We start from the raw sequence: 16,471 nt of genomic DNA, 5'->3' as shown, positions 1-16,471 counted from the left end.
TGGGCGTCCTCATTCGCGAAAGATTGGCGTGAAGAGTCCCTGACCCTGCGGCCGCGATCGCTTCCCCCCGGGTCCAAATTCCGCAGCCAGCGTCCGCAGATGTTCGGGCGTATGCGCTTTAGCTGGATTCTCCCTATCGCTCTGCTCCACATGAATGGTTTGTGTGGGGAAAGCAAAGGAGACGCCGATCCTGTGTGCCAGCCTCAGGACTTCAAGATAAACATTCTGTCGCTCATAGAGCTCACGCGACCAATCCGGCGACTTCAGAAAAAAGTAGAGCATCACAACCAGCGCGCTATCGCCCCACTCCGAAAACACGACCTGGTAGTAATCCTTGCGGGTATGCGCATTGGCCTTGATGATATTCTTGCAACCTTCCAGAAAGGCCTCCATCTGTTCCGCGCTGGTGTCGTATACCAGGCCAAGTTTGGCGACAGTGCGTCGATAATCGCGGCGACCCATGTTGTCAATCTTGGCGTTGGCAATCTCAGAATTGGGAACGGAAACCAGAGAATTATAAAAGGTTCGGATTCGTGTAGAACGAAAGCCAATCTCTTCAACGGTACCCTCTTGACCGCCCACTACAATCCAGTCGCCAAGTTGAAAGGGACGATCGACAAAGATTACCAGTGAACCGAAAAAGTTAGCCACTGTATCGCGCGCCGCCAGTGCAAATGCAAGCCCGCCTAGGCCCAGGCCCGCCAGCAGAGACATTACATTGATGCCCAGATTTTGTATGGCCGCCAGTCCGCCGACCAGCAGCACGAAGACTTTCAAGGAGCGCGCGACCAACGGCACAAGCTGATCATCGAGGGTTGACTCCGTTCCGGCGGCAACGCGTTTCAAGCTGGCAGCGACGACGTCCGTTGCACGATAGAACAGCCAGATCACGGAAATGGAGCCGACAATCTGCAACGCCGCCTTGAGAATCAGATGCGGCAGGCCGCTGAGGCCAAGTAATTGCAAGGCAAGCGCCCAAAGGCCAACGGCCGCCAGTAGCGATGCAGGATCTGCAGCGCGCTCGGCCAATTCGTGGTCCCACTGAAAACGACTGCGCGAGGCAAAAGCCTGGATAGAACGAAGCATAAGTCGCACCAGAAGACGAAGCAGCAGCCCGCCGGGAATGGCTGCCATAATCGCCGCCCACTGCCACCAGAAGACTCCAGCAAACTCGCTGCGCAACCAGGCGGGGGCGTAGCGCTGCAGCCACGGCCGGCGGTATCCGGCGCCGCCGCCGCTGCCGGGCAAATAGGGCAGATGCTCGGTGCGCGCAAAGAATTCGCCGGCGCGCCGCACGGTATCGACGCTGAAGAGATATTCGCCGGCCCGATCGCCGCTCTCCATCAGCACAATGCTGATCTCTGTATTTCGCAGACGCCAGCGCTTGAGGGGCGATCCATCAAGATTGCTGAGCGGAATGCGATCGTATTGAACGACGATAATTCGGTCGATGGTCTCCTTTAAGTCGATGGCCGCCTGTTCGGCTTGTTCGCTGTCGAGGCCGGCCTCGGCGATGGCCGGATCAAAACAGCGCACCGCAGCGTGAATCTGCCGAAGCTGCTGTCCATCGCCGCTGCTGCGGCCGCGCCGAAATGCGTCCATCGACTCCATGAAGGCGCGCATCGTGTCGCGCGGAGAATCGGTCTTCAATGGCGCCAGCGGATTTTCAGTCGCCTCCTGGGCGCGGCTTGCAGCAGGCGCGAAGATTATCAGCGCCGCCAGCGCTGCAGCAAGCATGCTACCCGGCCGGCGTGCGCTGTGCAGCGCTCCTGGGCCGCATGTGTACTGAGTCAGGATCGACCTTCGCTCCATGGCCCGACGACAGGCCTCGGAGCGATTCCTGTCAAGGAATTGAGCCTCTACAGCCGTAAGGCAGCCAGTACGCGCTCCGGATGTTCGAGATGTGCAGCATGACCGCTGCCAGCGATGTTTGTATAGCGCCATCCTCTGCGCCCAGAGCAAAGCTTTCGCAAGGCGCGAGCATTCCAGGCGGGCAGGACAGCCTCGCGTTCGCACCAGTAGATATGCTGCGGCGCCTGCAGCTGACCCAGTTGCGCAGGACGCAAGAAAGTTCGCTCTTCCTCCTCGATCGTGTTGCTCGCCAGATAGGCGTAGCCTGGTCGCGCCCAGTCCCACAGCAGTCCGTCGACAATCAGATCGGGCAGCTGCGGCGCAGATTCGATGTAAAAGGCGTCAATCAGCTGGCGAACTTCAGCGCGCGTCTGTGGATAGACCATGCGCCGCAATCGTTCGCGTTCTTCTGGCTGCAAGCGCAGCACGCCCGGGGCCAGCATATGCACTGCCTTCACAAACTCCTGACGCTTGCAACTTTGCAGATACAATTGTAGATGAGCCGCAACCAGGCCGCCCAGGCTGTGCGTCAGCAGCGTAAAGGCCGGCAGCTGCAGTCGATCGACAAGCAGGCCTGCGAGGGCCCGGGCCATCAGCGGAATGCGCCAGATGTCGCGCATCGCAGGCAGGAAGCTGCGCCCAAAGCCCGGAGTATCAGGAGCGATAATGTGGTATCGCCTGGCAAGCTCCGGCGCCAGACGGCGAAAGCTCAAGCAGGAATCGAGGAAACCATGCAACAGAACCAGCGCCGGTTTTTCCGGATCTCCGCCATGCATGGCATGAAAGCGCAAGCCTTCAAACTCGTGAAAATGGAATTGAAAGCCAGCGTCGCGCAACCGTGTCAGATGTCGATGGCGTCGCCAGGCCAGCAAGGCGCGTCCCGGCAGAGGACGCCAGAGCGAGGAAAACAATTTAGCATTCATAAACAATTTAGAGCAGCGCTGCGCAATGGGCTTCGGCGCTTTCGGCCAGGGCCGGCAGATCGTAGCCGCCTTCCAGGAAGGACAACATCCGTCCCCTTGCATGGCGTTCGGCTATCTCCCGCAGACGGTGCGTCATCCATTCGTAGGAAGAGCTCTTCAATTCCAGCGCTGCCAGCGGGTCGCGTTCATGTGCATCAAAGCCAGCGGAAATCAGGAGCGCTTCCGGGGCGAAGTTGTCCAAAGCCGGCAGTATCTGCTCGCCAAAGGCCTGGCGAAAGTCAGCATCGCCGCTGCCGCGGGCCATAGGCACATTCAAAGTGGCGCCGAGTCCGGGGCCGCGGCCGCAGTCCTCGGCCGCGCCGCTGCCAGGGTAGAAGGGATACTGGTGGGTGCTGATGAAGAGCACGGAAGGGTCCTCATAGAATTCAGCCTCTGTGCCATTGCCATGATGCACATCCCAGTCGATGATTGCTACGCGCTGCAGTCCCTTTTCGCGGAGGTAGCGCGCTGTAATGGCAATGTTGTTAAACAAACAGAAGCCCATGGAGCTTGAACGTAGCGAGTGGTGACCGGGCGGACGCAAGAGTAAGAAAGCGCGATCGATGGTTCCGGAGAGCATTGCATCGGCGGCCTGCAGGCCAGCGCCGGCCGCCAATTCTGCGGCGCGATAGGACTCGCCGCTAACGACAGTATCGGCGTCGAGTCGACCGCCGCCCTTAGTGCAGAATTGGCGCGCGGCATTGATGTAGTCTGGTTCATGACAGAGCGACAATTCTTCCACGGAGGCGCGACGCGGCGCAAGCATTGCCAGTTGTCCAAAGTAGCTCTGTTGCTGTAGCCGATCGTGGATTGCTGAGAGGCGGCGCGCAGTTTCCGGATGGCCTGGACCGGTATCATGCTGCAGAAAGAGTTCGTCGTAGAAAAATCCGATTTTACCTGCCATGGCTTAACCTGCCTCTGGATCTATGTCCGCATCACGCGCTTTGCTGGAGTGGCGACGGCAATTGCAGGCCGAGTTGCACAGCCTTGAGTCAAAATTGCTGCTGCGTCAATTGCACGTCCACCAGGGACGGCTCGATTTCTCATCGAACGACTATCTCTCGTTGAACAGCAGCGGAAAACTCCAGCAGTGGCTGCGTCAAACCGTTCTGGAAGATGAAAGCAACTTTGTCGGCAGCACCGGCTCGCGCTTGATTCGCGGCCACTACAGCGAATTTGAGGAACTGGAAGCGCAATTTGCGGCGTGGAGCGGGTCGGAAGCGGCGCTCTTTTTTCACACCGGCTACGGGGCCAACGTTGGCGCCATTTCCGCGCTGTGCGGGGCGCGCGACCAGTGCTTTGTCGATCGCCTCTGTCATGCCTCAATTCTGGATGGCGTACGCCTGGCCGGCGCCGAGCGCATCTATTTTGAACACAACGACCTCGATGATCTGCAGGCTAAGCTGGCGCGGCGTCGGAGTCGGGGGCGGGCCTGGATCATGACTGAATCGATTTTCAGCATGGACGGCGACCGTCCACAATTGCCTGCGCTCTGCAATCTTGCGGCAAAGTATGATGCGCTGCTCTTGCTGGATGAGGCCCACGCCGTCGGCTTGCGCGGCAAGAGCGGCGCCGGCCTGGCTTCCGAATGCGGTCTGATTTCGGAGCTTGCCGTCGTGGTTACGCCCTGCGGCAAGGCGCCGGGCTTGATGGGCGCCTTCGTTTCCGGACCCCTGGAGCTGAAGGCGTGGCTGACCAACAAAGCGCGCAGTTTTGTATTCAGTACCGCGCAGCCGCCGTTGCTGGCGCGGCTGATGGCAAAGGTCATCCGCTATCTGGAAAGTGAAGAATGCGATCTCCAACGTCGTCGCCTGCAAGGTCTTGCCGATCGACTGCGCGCTGGCGCGCGTCAGCGCGGCTACAATTGCGGAAAAAGTGATACACAAATTGTTCCGCTGATCATTGGCGACGAAGAGCGCAGCCTTGCGATTGCCCGGAGCCTGCAAGCAGCCGGCCTTGATGTGCGCGCCATTCGGCCGCCTACTGTGCCGCGCGGCAGCAGTCGCTTGCGCGTATGCGTACAGGCCGGCCATAGCGACGCGGACGTTAATGAGTTGCTGGCGGCGCTGCCCGAGCTGCCGCCGGGTCAGTAAAATTCTGCATGCTGCAAATCAGGACGGCAGTTTGCCTGGCATCGTTTTCTGTTGCGCTGTCTGACCTTACTGACAGCTTTTTCCCATGGACCGCTTGGCGCTGGTGGCCAAATTGGAGCAGCTCTTTGCGGCAAATGAGGAATTCGCCGCTGTCTATCTATTTGGCAGCGTCGCTCGCGGCGAAGATGGTCCGCAAAGCGACATCGACATTGCCGTACTCTATCCTCAGGCGACGCCACACACTCTTCTCGATGCGCCATTTGCGCTGGAGGCCAATCTCAACGACCAGCTTCATCGAAGAGTGCAGATCGTTGTGCTAAACACGGCGCCGGTCGATCTGGTGCAACGTGTTCTGCGCGACGGCATCCTGCTGGCGGAAAAGGACCCCTCGCGCCGCGTGCGCTTCATCGTCGATGCGCGTAACCGCTACTGGGATATGCGGCCCATACTGGATGAATACCGGGGCGCAAAGCGATGAACGATCTCGACCTGCTTCGGCAGCTCCTGGCCGGGGCTGGATGGCTTTCAACTGCTCTTGCTTCGCGCTTGCAGTCTGCTGTTGGCTTTCGCAATGTTCTAGTCCATGGCTATACCGAGGTAGATCTTGCCATACTCAAGGATGTGCTGGAAAATCGAAGCGGCGACATTGCACAGTTCTGTGTAGAGATTCGCCAGAAGCTGCTTGATTGATTGCACTCGGGACGTGCGCAATTGTCGAAGCCTCAGGCCGCCCGGCGCCGCACAAGCGCCGTAATCAGTACAGCAATTAGGTCGACTTCCCAGGAACGCTAATGTTGCGCCGTCAAATCGTCGGCCATTGCAGCGCGCATTTTGCGGTCGTAGTAGCCTGGCGCAACAAACTGCAGGAGAAAAGACAGGTAACTGACGGGCGTCAGAAATGCACGTCGCTTGCGCCTTTGCAGCGCCGCCAGAATTTTCTGTACTGCAAGCTCCGGCGTCAGCGGTCGCCCGCCGATTTTCTGGGCGCCAATGCCTGGGCGATTGCCGCCGCCCTGGCGCGCTCCCGTGTCGATAAACGAAGGGCAGGCTACCAGTACAAAAAGTTCCGGCTCTTCAACGCGCAGCGTTTCAAAAAAGGCCTGAAAGGCGTGCTTGCTGGCGGCATAGGCCGATCGCGTGGCCAGCGGCGCAAAGCCGGCGACGCTGGACAGGGCGACAACATCCGCCGGGCGTTGCAAATACGGCAGCAGCGCCTGCATTAAGTTGATCGCTCCAAAGTAATTCACTTTCATGACGCGACGATGATCCTCCGGCGTTGAGTCGCGAAAAAGTCCGCGATGGGTGATCCCTGCGTTCTGAATCACGCCGTCAGCCTTGCCAAAGCGTCGCGCCACGGCGGCAACGGCCTTGCGGCACTGCTGCTCGCGCCGGAGATCGACCGGCAGCGCCAGGAAGCTTTCCTGGCCGGCGTAGTCTTGCATTTCTTTTTGCAAGGCCTTGAGCGCCGGCCCAGGCAAGTCCAGGCCGGCCACACGCGCGCCGGCCGCAAGCAACTGTCTGCAAAACTGTCGACCCAGGCCGCCGGCGGCGCCGCTGACCACAAAGCGCTTCTGATGGTAGTAGCTCATTGCTTCGAATCCTGTAGCATTCCGCGGCTGGATAAATAGAACTGCAGCGCCTGCCGACTGCTCTTGGCCGGCGTGTAGCCAAAGACCTGCTTGAGTCGGCTGTTGTCCAGCACCGGCCGAAACTGGAGAAAGCGCAGCTGCTGCGGTCCGTAAGGCGACAATCGCAGCGGATATAGAATACTCAGGGCCAGCTTGAGCAGCGTCGGCGAGAGCGCGAGCGTTGGCTTGCCGCACATTCGGGCGATCTCCTCCAGTTCAAGTGCGCCATCGCCGGCGACATTGAATATGCCATCGATATCTTCCAGGGCCGCGCGCTGCAGGCAGGCGACAACGTCTTGATCCCAGACAAATACAAAGGGCGATGCCACGCCGCGCAGAATCAGGATGCGTTTGCGATCAAAGAGGGCGGTGATCTGGTTGCGCACCCGTTCGCCCAGTATCGTTCCGATGCGAAAGATAGTCTGCTTCAATTGCGGGTGCGCTTGACGGTAGCGCGCCAGCATCTCCTCTACCAGACGCTTGTGCCGGGAGTAAGCAAATTCATCATTGCCGCGCAGGGCGTCTTCCTCTCGCAGCCAGGACGGATTGTCGGCATGGTAACCGTAGGCCGCGCCGCTGGAAGATACGACGATGCGTTTCACGCCGGCGCTCAAGCAGGCCTTCAGTACGTTTTCCGATCCAAGCACATCCACGGAGTATTCAAATTCTGCAGTGCTGCGCGGCGCTGGCGTCACAATCGATGCCAGGTGAATCACACAATCGGGCTTATGCTTGCCAAACAGCGATGCTAGCTGCGGGGATCGGACGTCTACGTCCTCATAGACAACAGCGTCGCGCCGATCTTCGAGTCGCGGCGCTCGTACATCGCAGGCAATGAGGCGCGCCTGGCCGCTCTGTGCCAGCGCTGTGACAGTCTGTGCGCCAAGGTAGCCAGACGCGCCGGTCACCAAAATGGTTTTCATGTCGCGCCGCTTTGGGCTCGCGGCCCGGGCGCCCGTCGTCGCCACCAGAAAGCGACGCTCAGCCCGGAAAGAATATGCCAGATGCCCCACCAAGCGGCGATGATGGCCATCCCGCCCAGGCCATCGAAAAAGTTGAAGATCAAAATAAGTCCGAGCCCGGAGTTCTGGATGCCGACTTCAATGGCGACGGCGCGACGATCGCCTTCTGGCAGGCGGCTCAACAAAGCTGCTGCGTACCCGGAAAACAGGGCCGCGCCGTTTTGCAGCATCACGAAGAAAACTACGTAACCGACATAGTCCAGAAAGTAGCGAAAGTTTGCGGCCAAGGCGCCGATTACAAAAAGCCCGAAGATTGCAATGGACAGATAGCGCATCGGGGTCTTCAATCGGTGCGAAAAGGCCGGAAAGCGCTGAGACACAAACAACCCGATACTCATCGGCAATCCGAGAAGTAAGAATACGGCAAGCAACATCTCCCAGCGATCAAGTGTGAAGTCGCGCAGCAGCGCCTGCGTCGGCGCGTAGAGGCCGGCCCAGAGGCTGAAATTCAACGGCGTCATGAAAGTTGCGACAAAAGTGGAAACGGCTGTCATGCTGACCGATAGCGCTGTGTTTCCGCGCGCAAGGTGGGTGAGAAAGTTTGAGATGTTTCCGCCTGGACAAGACGCCACCAGAAACATGCCAAGGGCAATGCTGGGAGCGGGGCGAATCAGCCAGACCAGGCCAAAGGTGGCCGCCGGCAGCAACACAAATTGAGCGAAAAGGCCAATCAGGATTGGTTTGGGCGAACGCCAGGCGTTGCGAAAGTCCGCAAGTTTCATGTCCAGCGCCACGCCAAACATCACAAAGCCCAGAATGATATTCAGCGCAGTCAGCGAGGCCGGATTGAAGTTGAGGCGTACCTGATCGATGGGCATCATCCTTTTGGCTCCAGGTGCATTTCCTTGAAGTGAATCAGGCCGGGGGCCCACATATGCTTCACCGGGTCGACGTCGACATGGATCACGGCGCAGCGCCTGGCATCCATGCAGCGCCGCAGCGCGGGTTCCAGTTCATCGGGATGACTTACGCGTTCGCCGTGAGCGCCCATCGATTCTGCAAGTCGATCAAAAGCGATTTCGCCCAGGTCGGCATTGATGGTTTCTTCCGGGCTGAGCGACTTGAAAAGCAGCGTCTTCCATGGTTTCAACGTAAACTGTTGGTTCATCTTTACCATGCCCCACTGCTTATCACAGAGGACCACGAAAATCACGCGCAACTGGTTGCGCACCGCCGTTTCGATTTCCTGGGGGTGGAAGCCCATGGCCCCGTCGCCAATGATGCAGCAAACGTTTCGATCAGGGAAGGCCGAGGCGGCGCCCAGGGCCTGGGCTACGCCCGCGCCCAGCATGCCAAATTTGAAAGTCGATAGCAGCGAACCTGGCCGTCGCATTTCATGATAGAAGTTGGCCCACACCGCCGTGTTGCCGCCGTCGGCGACAAAGATTGTATCCTCGGGCAGCGTGGCGCCGCAAATGGCCGGCGCCTGCGCCGGATGCATAGGCGAGCGCTTGTCCAGAAGGGCGCGGTCCAGCTTCTGGCGGTAGCGCTGGCGAAAACGGGCATACTTGCGCAAACGGGCGCCGCCGTCGCTGCGCCGGCCGCCGGGTTCCAGGGCCATCAGTCGTTGCTTAAGCTGGCGCAGGAAGACGCCAATGTCGGCCTGGACGGCAATGTCAACTGGCTTGTTGGCGCCCAGGATGCTGGCGTCGATATCAACCTGGATCATTTTCTGTTCGCTGGCGCGTCGCCAGTAAGGCGCCTTGCCCCACCAGTCGGTTTCGCCCAGACGCGAACCAAGCGTCAGCACAAGGTCGGCATCGTTGCGAACGATATGGTTCAGCTTCACATGAATCATGGGCATAGCCAGCGGCGAGTCCTCGCGCAGCGCTCCGCGCGCCGCCCAGCTGGTGGTAACAGGCGCCTGCAGGCACTCGGCAATGGCCTCCAGTTCATCGCAGGCGCCGGCATGCAACACTCCGCTTCCAGCATGAATGATTGGCGCGCTCGAAGCAAGCAGCAGTCTCGCCGCTTCCTCGACCAGCTCTGGCGCCGGCGAAAGCGGCGCGATTGTGCGGTAACGGTGCGGCGCCAGCAAGGCGACCTGCGCCTTGACTTTCTTATTCATAATGTTCTCGGGAATGTCCAGGTGAACCACGCCTGGTCGTCCCTCGAAGCATTTGCGCAGGGCCATGCGCATCATCTCCGGGATACGCTCAAAGGAAGGGACCGCTGCGCTCCACTTTGCAAAGCGAGCGATCACAGCGCTTTGATCAAAGTACTGGTAACTTCCGCCGCGATCGGGATTGCTGATGCCGGTTCGTCTGCAACTGGTGATACAGAGAACACGGTTGCCCTCGGCCTCTTCGACAACCAGGCCTGGCAGTATATTGGCCACGCCCGGTCCATTGGAAGCCATGCACACGCCGAGTTTGCCAGTCAGTCGAGCATAGGCGCCGGCCATGTGCGCTGCGCTGGTTTCGTGTCGCGGACTGATCAAGGTAATATTGCTTTTGCGCAGGCTTGAATAAAAGCCAAAGTAGGTGCCGTCGATGATGCCAAAGACCCGATCAACCGCCTCCTGTTTAAGCATTCGCGCTGCAACTTCGCCGCCGCTGATTTCTTCCATATGCTGTTTCTCAACCTGCCTCAAAAAGTTTTTATATGAGCGTCCATGAAATTGTTGGCGGAGCTGACTTCAGCGAAAAAGCAAAGCGAGGCCGGAGAACACAAGCAGCAGCTGAACCGAGAGTCGAAAGAGATTCTCGGAGATGCGCAGGTGCAGCCACTCGCCAAGCAGTATGCCGGCAGGCAATGTGGGAAGCAGCCAGAGTATGCGCTGCGAAACCTGTAGATCGATACGGCCTTGAAAGCAGTACCAGCCCAAAAGCGCCGCGTTGAAGAGCAGCCAGAGCAGCATCAAGGTGGCGCGAAAGACGCTGCGATCGAGACGGCGCCCGGCCAGCGCTTGAACGAGCGGCGGTCCGCCGGAGGCGTAGACGCCGTGAACCAGCCCCGCAGTCAAAAGCCAGGCCCGAAAGGCAAAGGGGCCGGCGGGCGCCGGCGCTGCCGTGCGGCGTAAGAGCCAGATCTCGCGCGCGGCAAAGAACACAACAATCCCGCCAAAGATCTTGCGCAGCGGCTCGCCTTGCAGGTAGCCGGCCAGCAGCAAGCCGACCGCCACCATTGGACCCATCCAGGGCAGGATCTCGCCAAACAGCAGCCGCAAATCGATCTTCTGTCGGTGCCGCCAGCTTAAGTAAGCGCAGAGCGGAAGGTTGAGCGCAACCAGTACCGGCAACAGTTCCGGAATCGGAAAGAGCAGTGCGCCGAGGGTCAGAGCGATGACAACACTGCCAAATCCGGTGAGCGCCTGCAGAAAGAAGGCCAGTAAGACGATCGCAGCCAACCACAGCACAAAGGGCCTTTGCAATGCGCGTGCCACCACCCCGGATACACAGCGGTCGCTGGATTTGGCGGAATGGAGCAATTCTGAAGGCCTGCAGCAAGGGCCGATTAAAATTGAACGGCTACTTTTTGCGACTGACAGATTTTGATCAGCGTCTCTGGCTTAATCATGATCTGGCGAAGCGTCCTCCTTGTTCTTGGAATCACGCTTCTGGTGCTTGCTGGATGGATCGCTTCGGCCTTGCTGATCATGCCTCTTGCACTTGCGCCTTTGCCGGCGGCAGTACTTGCAGCCTGGCTATTGCTGCCCAGGCTGGAAGCCCTGCTGTTTCCGGGGCGTCGTTTGAGCGCCGAGTCCTTGCAGGCGCTCAACTCAGGAATGCAGACTTCCGGGCACGCTTTTGAAGACCCGGGACTTTTCCTGGAGCACTGTCTTAGCCTGCTGCATGAGCTCTTTGGCTTTGAGAAGGGCTTCCTGCTGATCACCGGCGGCTATACGCGCAGTATCCTGCGCAGCCGCGGTCCTTTGCCAGGCTGGCTGGTCAGCGATGGGCGCTTGAGCGCGGAGGCCCGACTGCTGACCGGACGGCTACGATTGCCGGCCGAGCTGGAACCGCAGTTTCGCCAGATCTTTCTGCTGGGCAGCGCAACACAGCAAGGCCAGACTTCCGGCGAGCGTTATCCGCGCTTCCTGCGCAGTCTGCGCGCTCTACTCAACCGACTGTACGGCGAGGACTTTCGACTCTTTTTTCCGGTACTTTTTCAGCGCGAGATTTTTGGCTATCTGGTTCTGGGTCGCAAACGCAACCATCTACCCTATTTCCCGGCAGAACTTCGCCTGCTGGAAAACAGTCGCATTCCCTTTGCTCTGGCCATTCGCAATGCAGGCATTCGACAGGAAAACCAACGACTGCGCGCTCATCTTCGACCGCCGGATGGCGCGGAAGCGCCGACCGATGCGGGCGCCGGCAATGAGCTGCAGATAGGCGACCATCGCCTGGTCTACTCCGACGCGCGCATGTCCGAAGCCGTTGAGAGGGCGCACCGTGTCGCTGCTCTGGATATGCCGGTTTTGATTACTGGCGAAACCGGCGTTGGCAAGGAACTGCTGGCCGCATTGTTGCACAGCAAGGGCGTCGGCCCCGGCGCTCCCTTTGTCGCTGTAAACTGTGCATCGATTCCCACAACCTTGTGGGAAAGCGAGCTGTTTGGCAGCGTTCGCGGCGCTTTCACCGATGCGCGCAACGATCGCGCTGGCTATGTGGAACAGGCCGGCCAGGGCGCGCTCTTCTTCGATGAAATTGGCGAGATGCCGCTGGAAATTCAGCCGAAGATATTGCGCCTGGTTCAGGAGCGCAGCTACCAGGCGGTCGGCGATCGCCGGCTGCGGCGCGCCGCCTGTCGTTTGATATTTGCCACACATCGCAATCTTCCCGAGATGATCGCCGCCGGCCGGTTTCGCGAGGACCTCTACTATCGAATCAATGTCTACGAGCTCAGATTGCCGCCGTTGCGCGAGCGCGCTGGCGATATCCCTCAGCTGGCGCAGAGTCTGGTTGAACGCTACGCTTCGCGCTGGGGAATGAAGGCGCCGCGTCTGGGCGAACAAACCCTGGCCTTGTTATGCCGCTGGCGCTGGCCGGGCAACGTGCGTGAACTGGAAAATTGCATCATCCGTCTGGTCGCCGATAGTCGCGGCGCCGCGGAGATCACTCCTCATTACCTGCCAGCGGCAATGCAAAGCGAGGCTGTCGTTGAAGCGCCGCATGCACTGAACCTGGCTGCCGGCGTGCAGCTCGACTTCGAGGCGCTGACAGCGGGCTATGCCCGCGACTTGATTGAGAAGGCGCTCAGCGCCAGCGAAAACAATCGTAGCCGTGCGGCGGAACTGCTTGGAATCTCCCGCGGGCGCCTGAATTACCAGATTCGCCAGCTGGGACTGCAGGCCGCCGGCGAATAGTCTGCCTGTGGGACGCGCGTTACAGCTCGTCGTCGCGACCAGGGGCCAGGCGAAAAACAGGCGCCAGATCTTCCGGCGACTCGAGCGTAGATTGCAGATCAATGATGCGCCCGTCTTCCAGGCCATAGACCCAGCCATGGACGGCAAGCGCCCGCTTGCGCCAGGCATGCTGGACGGCGGCGGTCTTGGCAACATTGCGAGCCTGCTCGATTACGTTGAGTTCCACCATGCGCCGCGAACGCTGAACCGGATCGGAGATTGCTTCCAGTTCCGCGCGATGCAAATTGTAAACTTCTTTGATATTGCGCAGCCAGGTATTCACCAGTCCCAGGTCTTGCTGGCCCATGGCAAAGTCGACGCCGCCGCAGCCATAGTGTCCGCAGACGATGATGTGCTGCACCTCGAGCACCTCGATGGCAAATTGCAACACGGAGAGCAAATTCACATCGGTGTGCACCACCATGTTGGCGACATTGCGATGAACGAAGATCTCGCCCGGCGTAGTGCCGGTGATCTCATTGGGCGGAACGCGCGAGTCGGAGCAGCCAATCCACAGAAAGTCCGGGCGTTGCACGCGGCTCAAGCGTGCAAAAAACTCGGGATCGTCCTGGAGTTTGCGCTCCGACCACTCGCGATTATTCAACAGCAGGCGTTCGTAGCTTTCGGCCATTGGCGTCTGGAACGACGCGCCAGGGACCAAAAGCAGTCAACCGCAAAGCGGCGCCTGGCGCGCCGCCGCAGACAGCTGCGCTCAGGCCTGCAATGCCTTCAGTACCATGCGCGCTACGGCCTTTGAACTGAAGGGATTCTGTCCGGTGATCAGCCGGCCATCGGCGACGGCAAAAGGCAGAAACGCGGGGCGTTTAACAAAGCGGGCGCCCTTTTTCTTCAACGCATCCTCCAGCAGAAAAGGCACGGTGGTGCGCAGTCCGCTGAGCAGCTCTTCGCTGTTGGTATAGCCGGCCACCTTCTTGCCCTCAATCAGATGCTGCCCGCTGGCAAGTTTGATATTCAGCAGACCACAGGCGCCATGGCAGACCGACGAAACGATTCCGCCGCGCTCATAGATCTCAGCGCCCAGACGGGCAAGGGCGGCATCATCTGGAAAATCATACATCACGCCGTGGCCGCCGGCAAAGTAGACGATGTCGTAGTCAGCGGCCTTGACCTCTGAGATCTTCCGCGTATTGCTGATCTTGTTCTGGTAGCCAGGATCCTTGAGCAATTTACGATTCAGGAAGCGATCTAGAACGCTGGCGCTTTTGCGATCGAGGGGCGGCTCGCCGCCGGATGGGCTGGCAATGTCGCAGTCAATTCCGGCGTGGGTCAGGGCCTCGTAGAAGTGGGCCACCTCGCTCAGCCAGTAGCCGGTTTTCTTTCCGTTGCTGTCAAAGTGGTCGTAGCTGGTGGCGACGATCAGGGCGCGATGCTTTTTTTCCGCTTGCATGAGCGGCAGTATAAACCTTAGAGTATACTCTCATGTCAAGTCGCCAGGCTCATTTTTTTGAGCGGCAAGGATGAGATCATGCTGATATCGGACCTCTCCCGCAGAACGCGCATATCGCGGCATACAATTCGCTACTATGAGAAGCTGGGCTTGTTGCAATCCGGCGGTCGGCGCGAGAACAGCTACAAGGAATACGGCGAAGACGCGGACTACCGCCTGCGCTTCATCCACCAGGTAAAACGTCTGGGATTCAGTCTGGCCGAGATCAAGGATTTTCTGGCCTTGCTTTCGCACTCCACTCAAAAGGCTTCGCAGCGAATCATGCCGGCCTTGCAACAGAAGAAAAGCGAAATCGATTCCAGGATCAGAGAACTGCAGACCTTGAAGCGAGAACTGGAACGATTGATCCGCCATTGCGGCAACAATCCAAAGAAGGGCGCCGAGCAGATCAAGGAGCTGGTCGAGTCCATGGAAGAACGTGCGCCATCGCTGCGCAGTTGATTCTCAATCAGTGCGGCGAGGGAGAGGACGTCGTGGACGACGTCGGCAATGGTTCGGCCCCTGGCGGAGCGGTTTCTGGCGGCGGCGCGCCGCGCTGGCGAAGAAAGGCGGCAAAATTTGCATCCTCTGCAGCAAGCGTCTGGAAGATGGGATCGCCGTCAGCGCGCGTCCACATAGCAGCATCAGCATCGCCGGCCCGCTTCAGATGCAGCCGGACGCGCTCCATGTTGCGCTGGCGAGCGCCGGCCTCCGCAATGTAGTAGTCAGCCTGCGGCGATTGCTCCACGCGTGCAAGTTGGTTGATGCTGCGGTCCAGTTGATTGCTACGCAGAAGCGTCAGGCCATAGTAAAAGTTGTAGTCGCGCAGACTGACGGCGCTGGCTGTATTGAGACCGGCCAAGTTGATTCGATCGAAGGCGCGCAGTGCAAGCGACCAATCCTGGCGCATTGCCGCCTTGCGGCCAACGTAGAGCAGCGCACGGGCGTAGCGCGGCGCCGCCGGCGAGGGCGCATTGTCGCCATCGAGTGCATTCAGCAATCGCTGTCCCAACTCCAGAGCGTCGCTGGCATCCTGACGACTGCGCAGGTCGGTCTGCACCAGTAGCGCATCAAACAGTGCGCCATCGGCGTTCAGCGCCTGCCGACTGCGACGGTCGGCGCTGTTCTGATCGCCGCGCGCCCATTCGCATACTGCCAGCGCCGCATTGGCCGAGGGAGTGGCGCGCTTCTGCAGCGCCTCGCGCAGCAGCCGCTCCGCCGCTGGAAAATCCTCGCGATCCAGATGGATGCGCGCTTCCGCCAGATTGACAAAGTAGACAAAGGCCTCGGTAGGACGGCTGTTCAGCCGCCGGGCGTTTTCCAAATCCTGCAAGGCCTGGTCGCCGCGACGCAGATTCAAGCTACAGATGCCAGCTTTGTAATACACCTCCCAGTCTTCGTTACGCGATTGTAACAGGCGGCGCAGTTCGCTATCAGCGCTGGCAAAGTCGCGCTTCTCCATCAATTGCAATGATAGTTCCCAGCGCGCCGACTCCGAGTCCGGGTCCTGCCGCAGCGCCTGCCGGTAGGCCTGGATGGATTGTTCTATGCGATTGGCGCGAGCGTGCTCGCGAGCCTCGCGCAATAATTCGGCATGAGCCGCCGCCCGCGGGTCGCGATTCTGCGCCGCCATCTCGCGCAGCTTGCGCACCTCGCCGATGTCCTGAAAGGCCAGGAAGCGTTCGCTGTAAACCAGCAGGTTTTCCCAGTCGCGACGGACCTTATAATAGAGAACGATTTTCCAGAAGGCGTTGCGGCGCAGGTCGTTGTCCATACGCAAATCTATGGCGCGTCGATAATAGGCGACCGCTTCGGCGCGTCGGTTGCGTTGCTCCTGAATGTAGCCCATGTAGTAGAGCGGATTGCCGTCGCCGGGGTTCGCATTCAACGCGCGCTGGAAGGACTGGAACGCCTCGTCAAAATTGCGATGCGCCAGCTGTTGCTTGCCCTGCAGGTAAGCGGAACTCTGGCCGTACAGCGCAGCGGCGGCAAAACTCAGCGCTGCAGCGGCAAGCAGCGCGGCCAATCCGGGACGCATCTTCTGCGGATTTCTCTGTGCCGGCCGTGCGGCGTAAAAAGTATTGACGTCGAGCTGCTGCAAACGGCTCACAAATGGGTTCA

General features: G+C 59.6%; 16 protein-coding genes. 5 read left to right on the top strand and 11 right to left on the bottom strand.

Translation table 11 applies throughout. The features are described 5' to 3' along the window. Positions 1-9: 9 nt before the first annotated feature. From K1X75_15315 to K1X75_15305, 3 genes are all read right to left on the bottom strand, one after another. The gene (locus K1X75_15315; protein MBX7059431.1) at positions 10-1,737 is read right to left on the bottom strand and encodes a mechanosensitive ion channel family protein; all 1,728 of its coding nucleotides are present in this window, start codon (positions 1,735-1,737) and stop codon (positions 10-12) included. 122 nt (positions 1,738-1,859) lie between these two features. Then, positions 1,860-2,774, bottom strand: coding sequence for an alpha/beta hydrolase (locus K1X75_15310; GenBank protein MBX7059430.1), 915 nt, complete (start codon positions 2,772-2,774; stop codon positions 1,860-1,862). Between the two features lie 7 nt (positions 2,775-2,781). Further along, positions 2,782-3,717, bottom strand: coding sequence for a histone deacetylase (locus K1X75_15305; GenBank protein ID MBX7059429.1), 936 nt, complete (start codon positions 3,715-3,717; stop codon positions 2,782-2,784). Between the two features lie 22 nt (positions 3,718-3,739). Here K1X75_15305 and K1X75_15300 point away from each other — a divergent pair, with 22 nt between their 5' ends. The 3 genes from K1X75_15300 to K1X75_15290 all read left to right on the top strand — a co-directional run bounded on the left by K1X75_15300 (position 3,740) and on the right by K1X75_15290 (position 5,596). Beyond that, the gene (locus tag K1X75_15300) at positions 3,740-4,906 is read left to right on the top strand and encodes an 8-amino-7-oxononanoate synthase (protein MBX7059428.1); all 1,167 of its coding nucleotides are present in this window, start codon (positions 3,740-3,742) and stop codon (positions 4,904-4,906) included. 85 nt (positions 4,907-4,991) lie between these two features. Then, positions 4,992-5,384, top strand: a complete 393-nt coding sequence (locus K1X75_15295; protein ID MBX7059427.1) for a nucleotidyltransferase domain-containing protein — start codon at positions 4,992-4,994, stop codon at positions 5,382-5,384. Then, positions 5,381-5,596, top strand: coding sequence for a DUF86 domain-containing protein (locus tag K1X75_15290; protein MBX7059426.1), 216 nt, complete (start codon positions 5,381-5,383; stop codon positions 5,594-5,596). The genes K1X75_15295 and K1X75_15290 overlap by 4 nt, the downstream gene beginning before the upstream one ends. A gap of 98 nt (positions 5,597-5,694) precedes the next feature. On the opposite strand, the gene K1X75_15285 is transcribed toward K1X75_15290, so the two are convergent. The 5 genes from K1X75_15285 to K1X75_15265 all read right to left on the bottom strand — a co-directional run bounded on the left by K1X75_15285 (position 5,695) and on the right by K1X75_15265 (position 10,929). Continuing rightward, entirely contained in the window at positions 5,695-6,495 is an 801-nt protein-coding gene (locus K1X75_15285) for an SDR family NAD(P)-dependent oxidoreductase (protein ID MBX7059425.1), read from the bottom strand. Then, the gene (locus tag K1X75_15280; protein ID MBX7059424.1) at positions 6,492-7,457 is read right to left on the bottom strand and encodes an SDR family oxidoreductase; all 966 of its coding nucleotides are present in this window, start codon (positions 7,455-7,457) and stop codon (positions 6,492-6,494) included. Before K1X75_15280 ends, K1X75_15285 begins: the two co-directional genes overlap by 4 nt. Continuing rightward, a complete protein-coding gene (locus K1X75_15275; protein MBX7059423.1) occupies positions 7,454-8,377 on the bottom strand; it encodes a bile acid:sodium symporter family protein in 924 nt (307 codons plus the stop codon). Before K1X75_15275 ends, K1X75_15280 begins: the two co-directional genes overlap by 4 nt. Then, positions 8,374-10,125, bottom strand: a complete 1,752-nt coding sequence (locus K1X75_15270) for a thiamine pyrophosphate-binding protein (protein ID MBX7059422.1) — start codon at positions 10,123-10,125, stop codon at positions 8,374-8,376. Before K1X75_15270 ends, K1X75_15275 begins: the two co-directional genes overlap by 4 nt. A gap of 69 nt (positions 10,126-10,194) precedes the next feature. Continuing rightward, positions 10,195-10,929 (bottom strand): sulfite exporter TauE/SafE family protein, encoded by a 735-nt coding sequence (locus K1X75_15265; GenBank protein MBX7059421.1) that lies wholly within the window; start codon positions 10,927-10,929, stop codon positions 10,195-10,197. Between the two features lie 144 nt (positions 10,930-11,073). Here K1X75_15265 and K1X75_15260 point away from each other — a divergent pair, with 144 nt between their 5' ends. Continuing rightward, positions 11,074-12,864 carry a sigma-54 dependent transcriptional regulator gene (locus K1X75_15260; protein ID MBX7059420.1) on the top strand — a complete coding sequence of 597 codons (1,791 nt, stop codon included), beginning with the start codon at positions 11,074-11,076 and terminating at the stop codon, positions 12,862-12,864. Positions 12,865-12,883: 19 nt separating this feature from the next. On the opposite strand, the gene K1X75_15255 is transcribed toward K1X75_15260, so the two are convergent. Continuing rightward, the gene (locus K1X75_15255; protein MBX7059419.1) at positions 12,884-13,534 is read right to left on the bottom strand and encodes a carbonic anhydrase; all 651 of its coding nucleotides are present in this window, start codon (positions 13,532-13,534) and stop codon (positions 12,884-12,886) included. 81 nt (positions 13,535-13,615) lie between these two features. After that, entirely contained in the window at positions 13,616-14,311 is a 696-nt protein-coding gene (locus tag K1X75_15250) for a type 1 glutamine amidotransferase domain-containing protein (protein ID MBX7059418.1), read from the bottom strand. Between the two features lie 78 nt (positions 14,312-14,389). Between K1X75_15250 and K1X75_15245 the strand changes: the two genes are divergently transcribed. Further along, positions 14,390-14,812: a MerR family DNA-binding protein gene (locus K1X75_15245; protein MBX7059417.1), complete on the top strand. Its 423-nt coding sequence runs from the start codon at positions 14,390-14,392 to the stop codon at positions 14,810-14,812. 7 nt (positions 14,813-14,819) lie between these two features. On the opposite strand, the gene K1X75_15240 is transcribed toward K1X75_15245, so the two are convergent. Then, positions 14,820-16,460 carry a tetratricopeptide repeat protein gene (locus K1X75_15240; GenBank protein MBX7059416.1) on the bottom strand — a complete coding sequence of 547 codons (1,641 nt, stop codon included), beginning with the start codon at positions 16,458-16,460 and terminating at the stop codon, positions 14,820-14,822. Positions 16,461-16,471 lie beyond the last annotated feature (11 nt).

Source organism: Leptospirales bacterium (assembly GCA_019694655.1).
Classification (GTDB): Bacteria; Spirochaetota; Leptospiria; order Leptospirales; family Leptonemataceae; genus SSF53.
The sequence above is the reverse complement of the archived record's forward strand: the minus strand, read 5'-3'. Positions and strand labels throughout refer to the sequence as shown.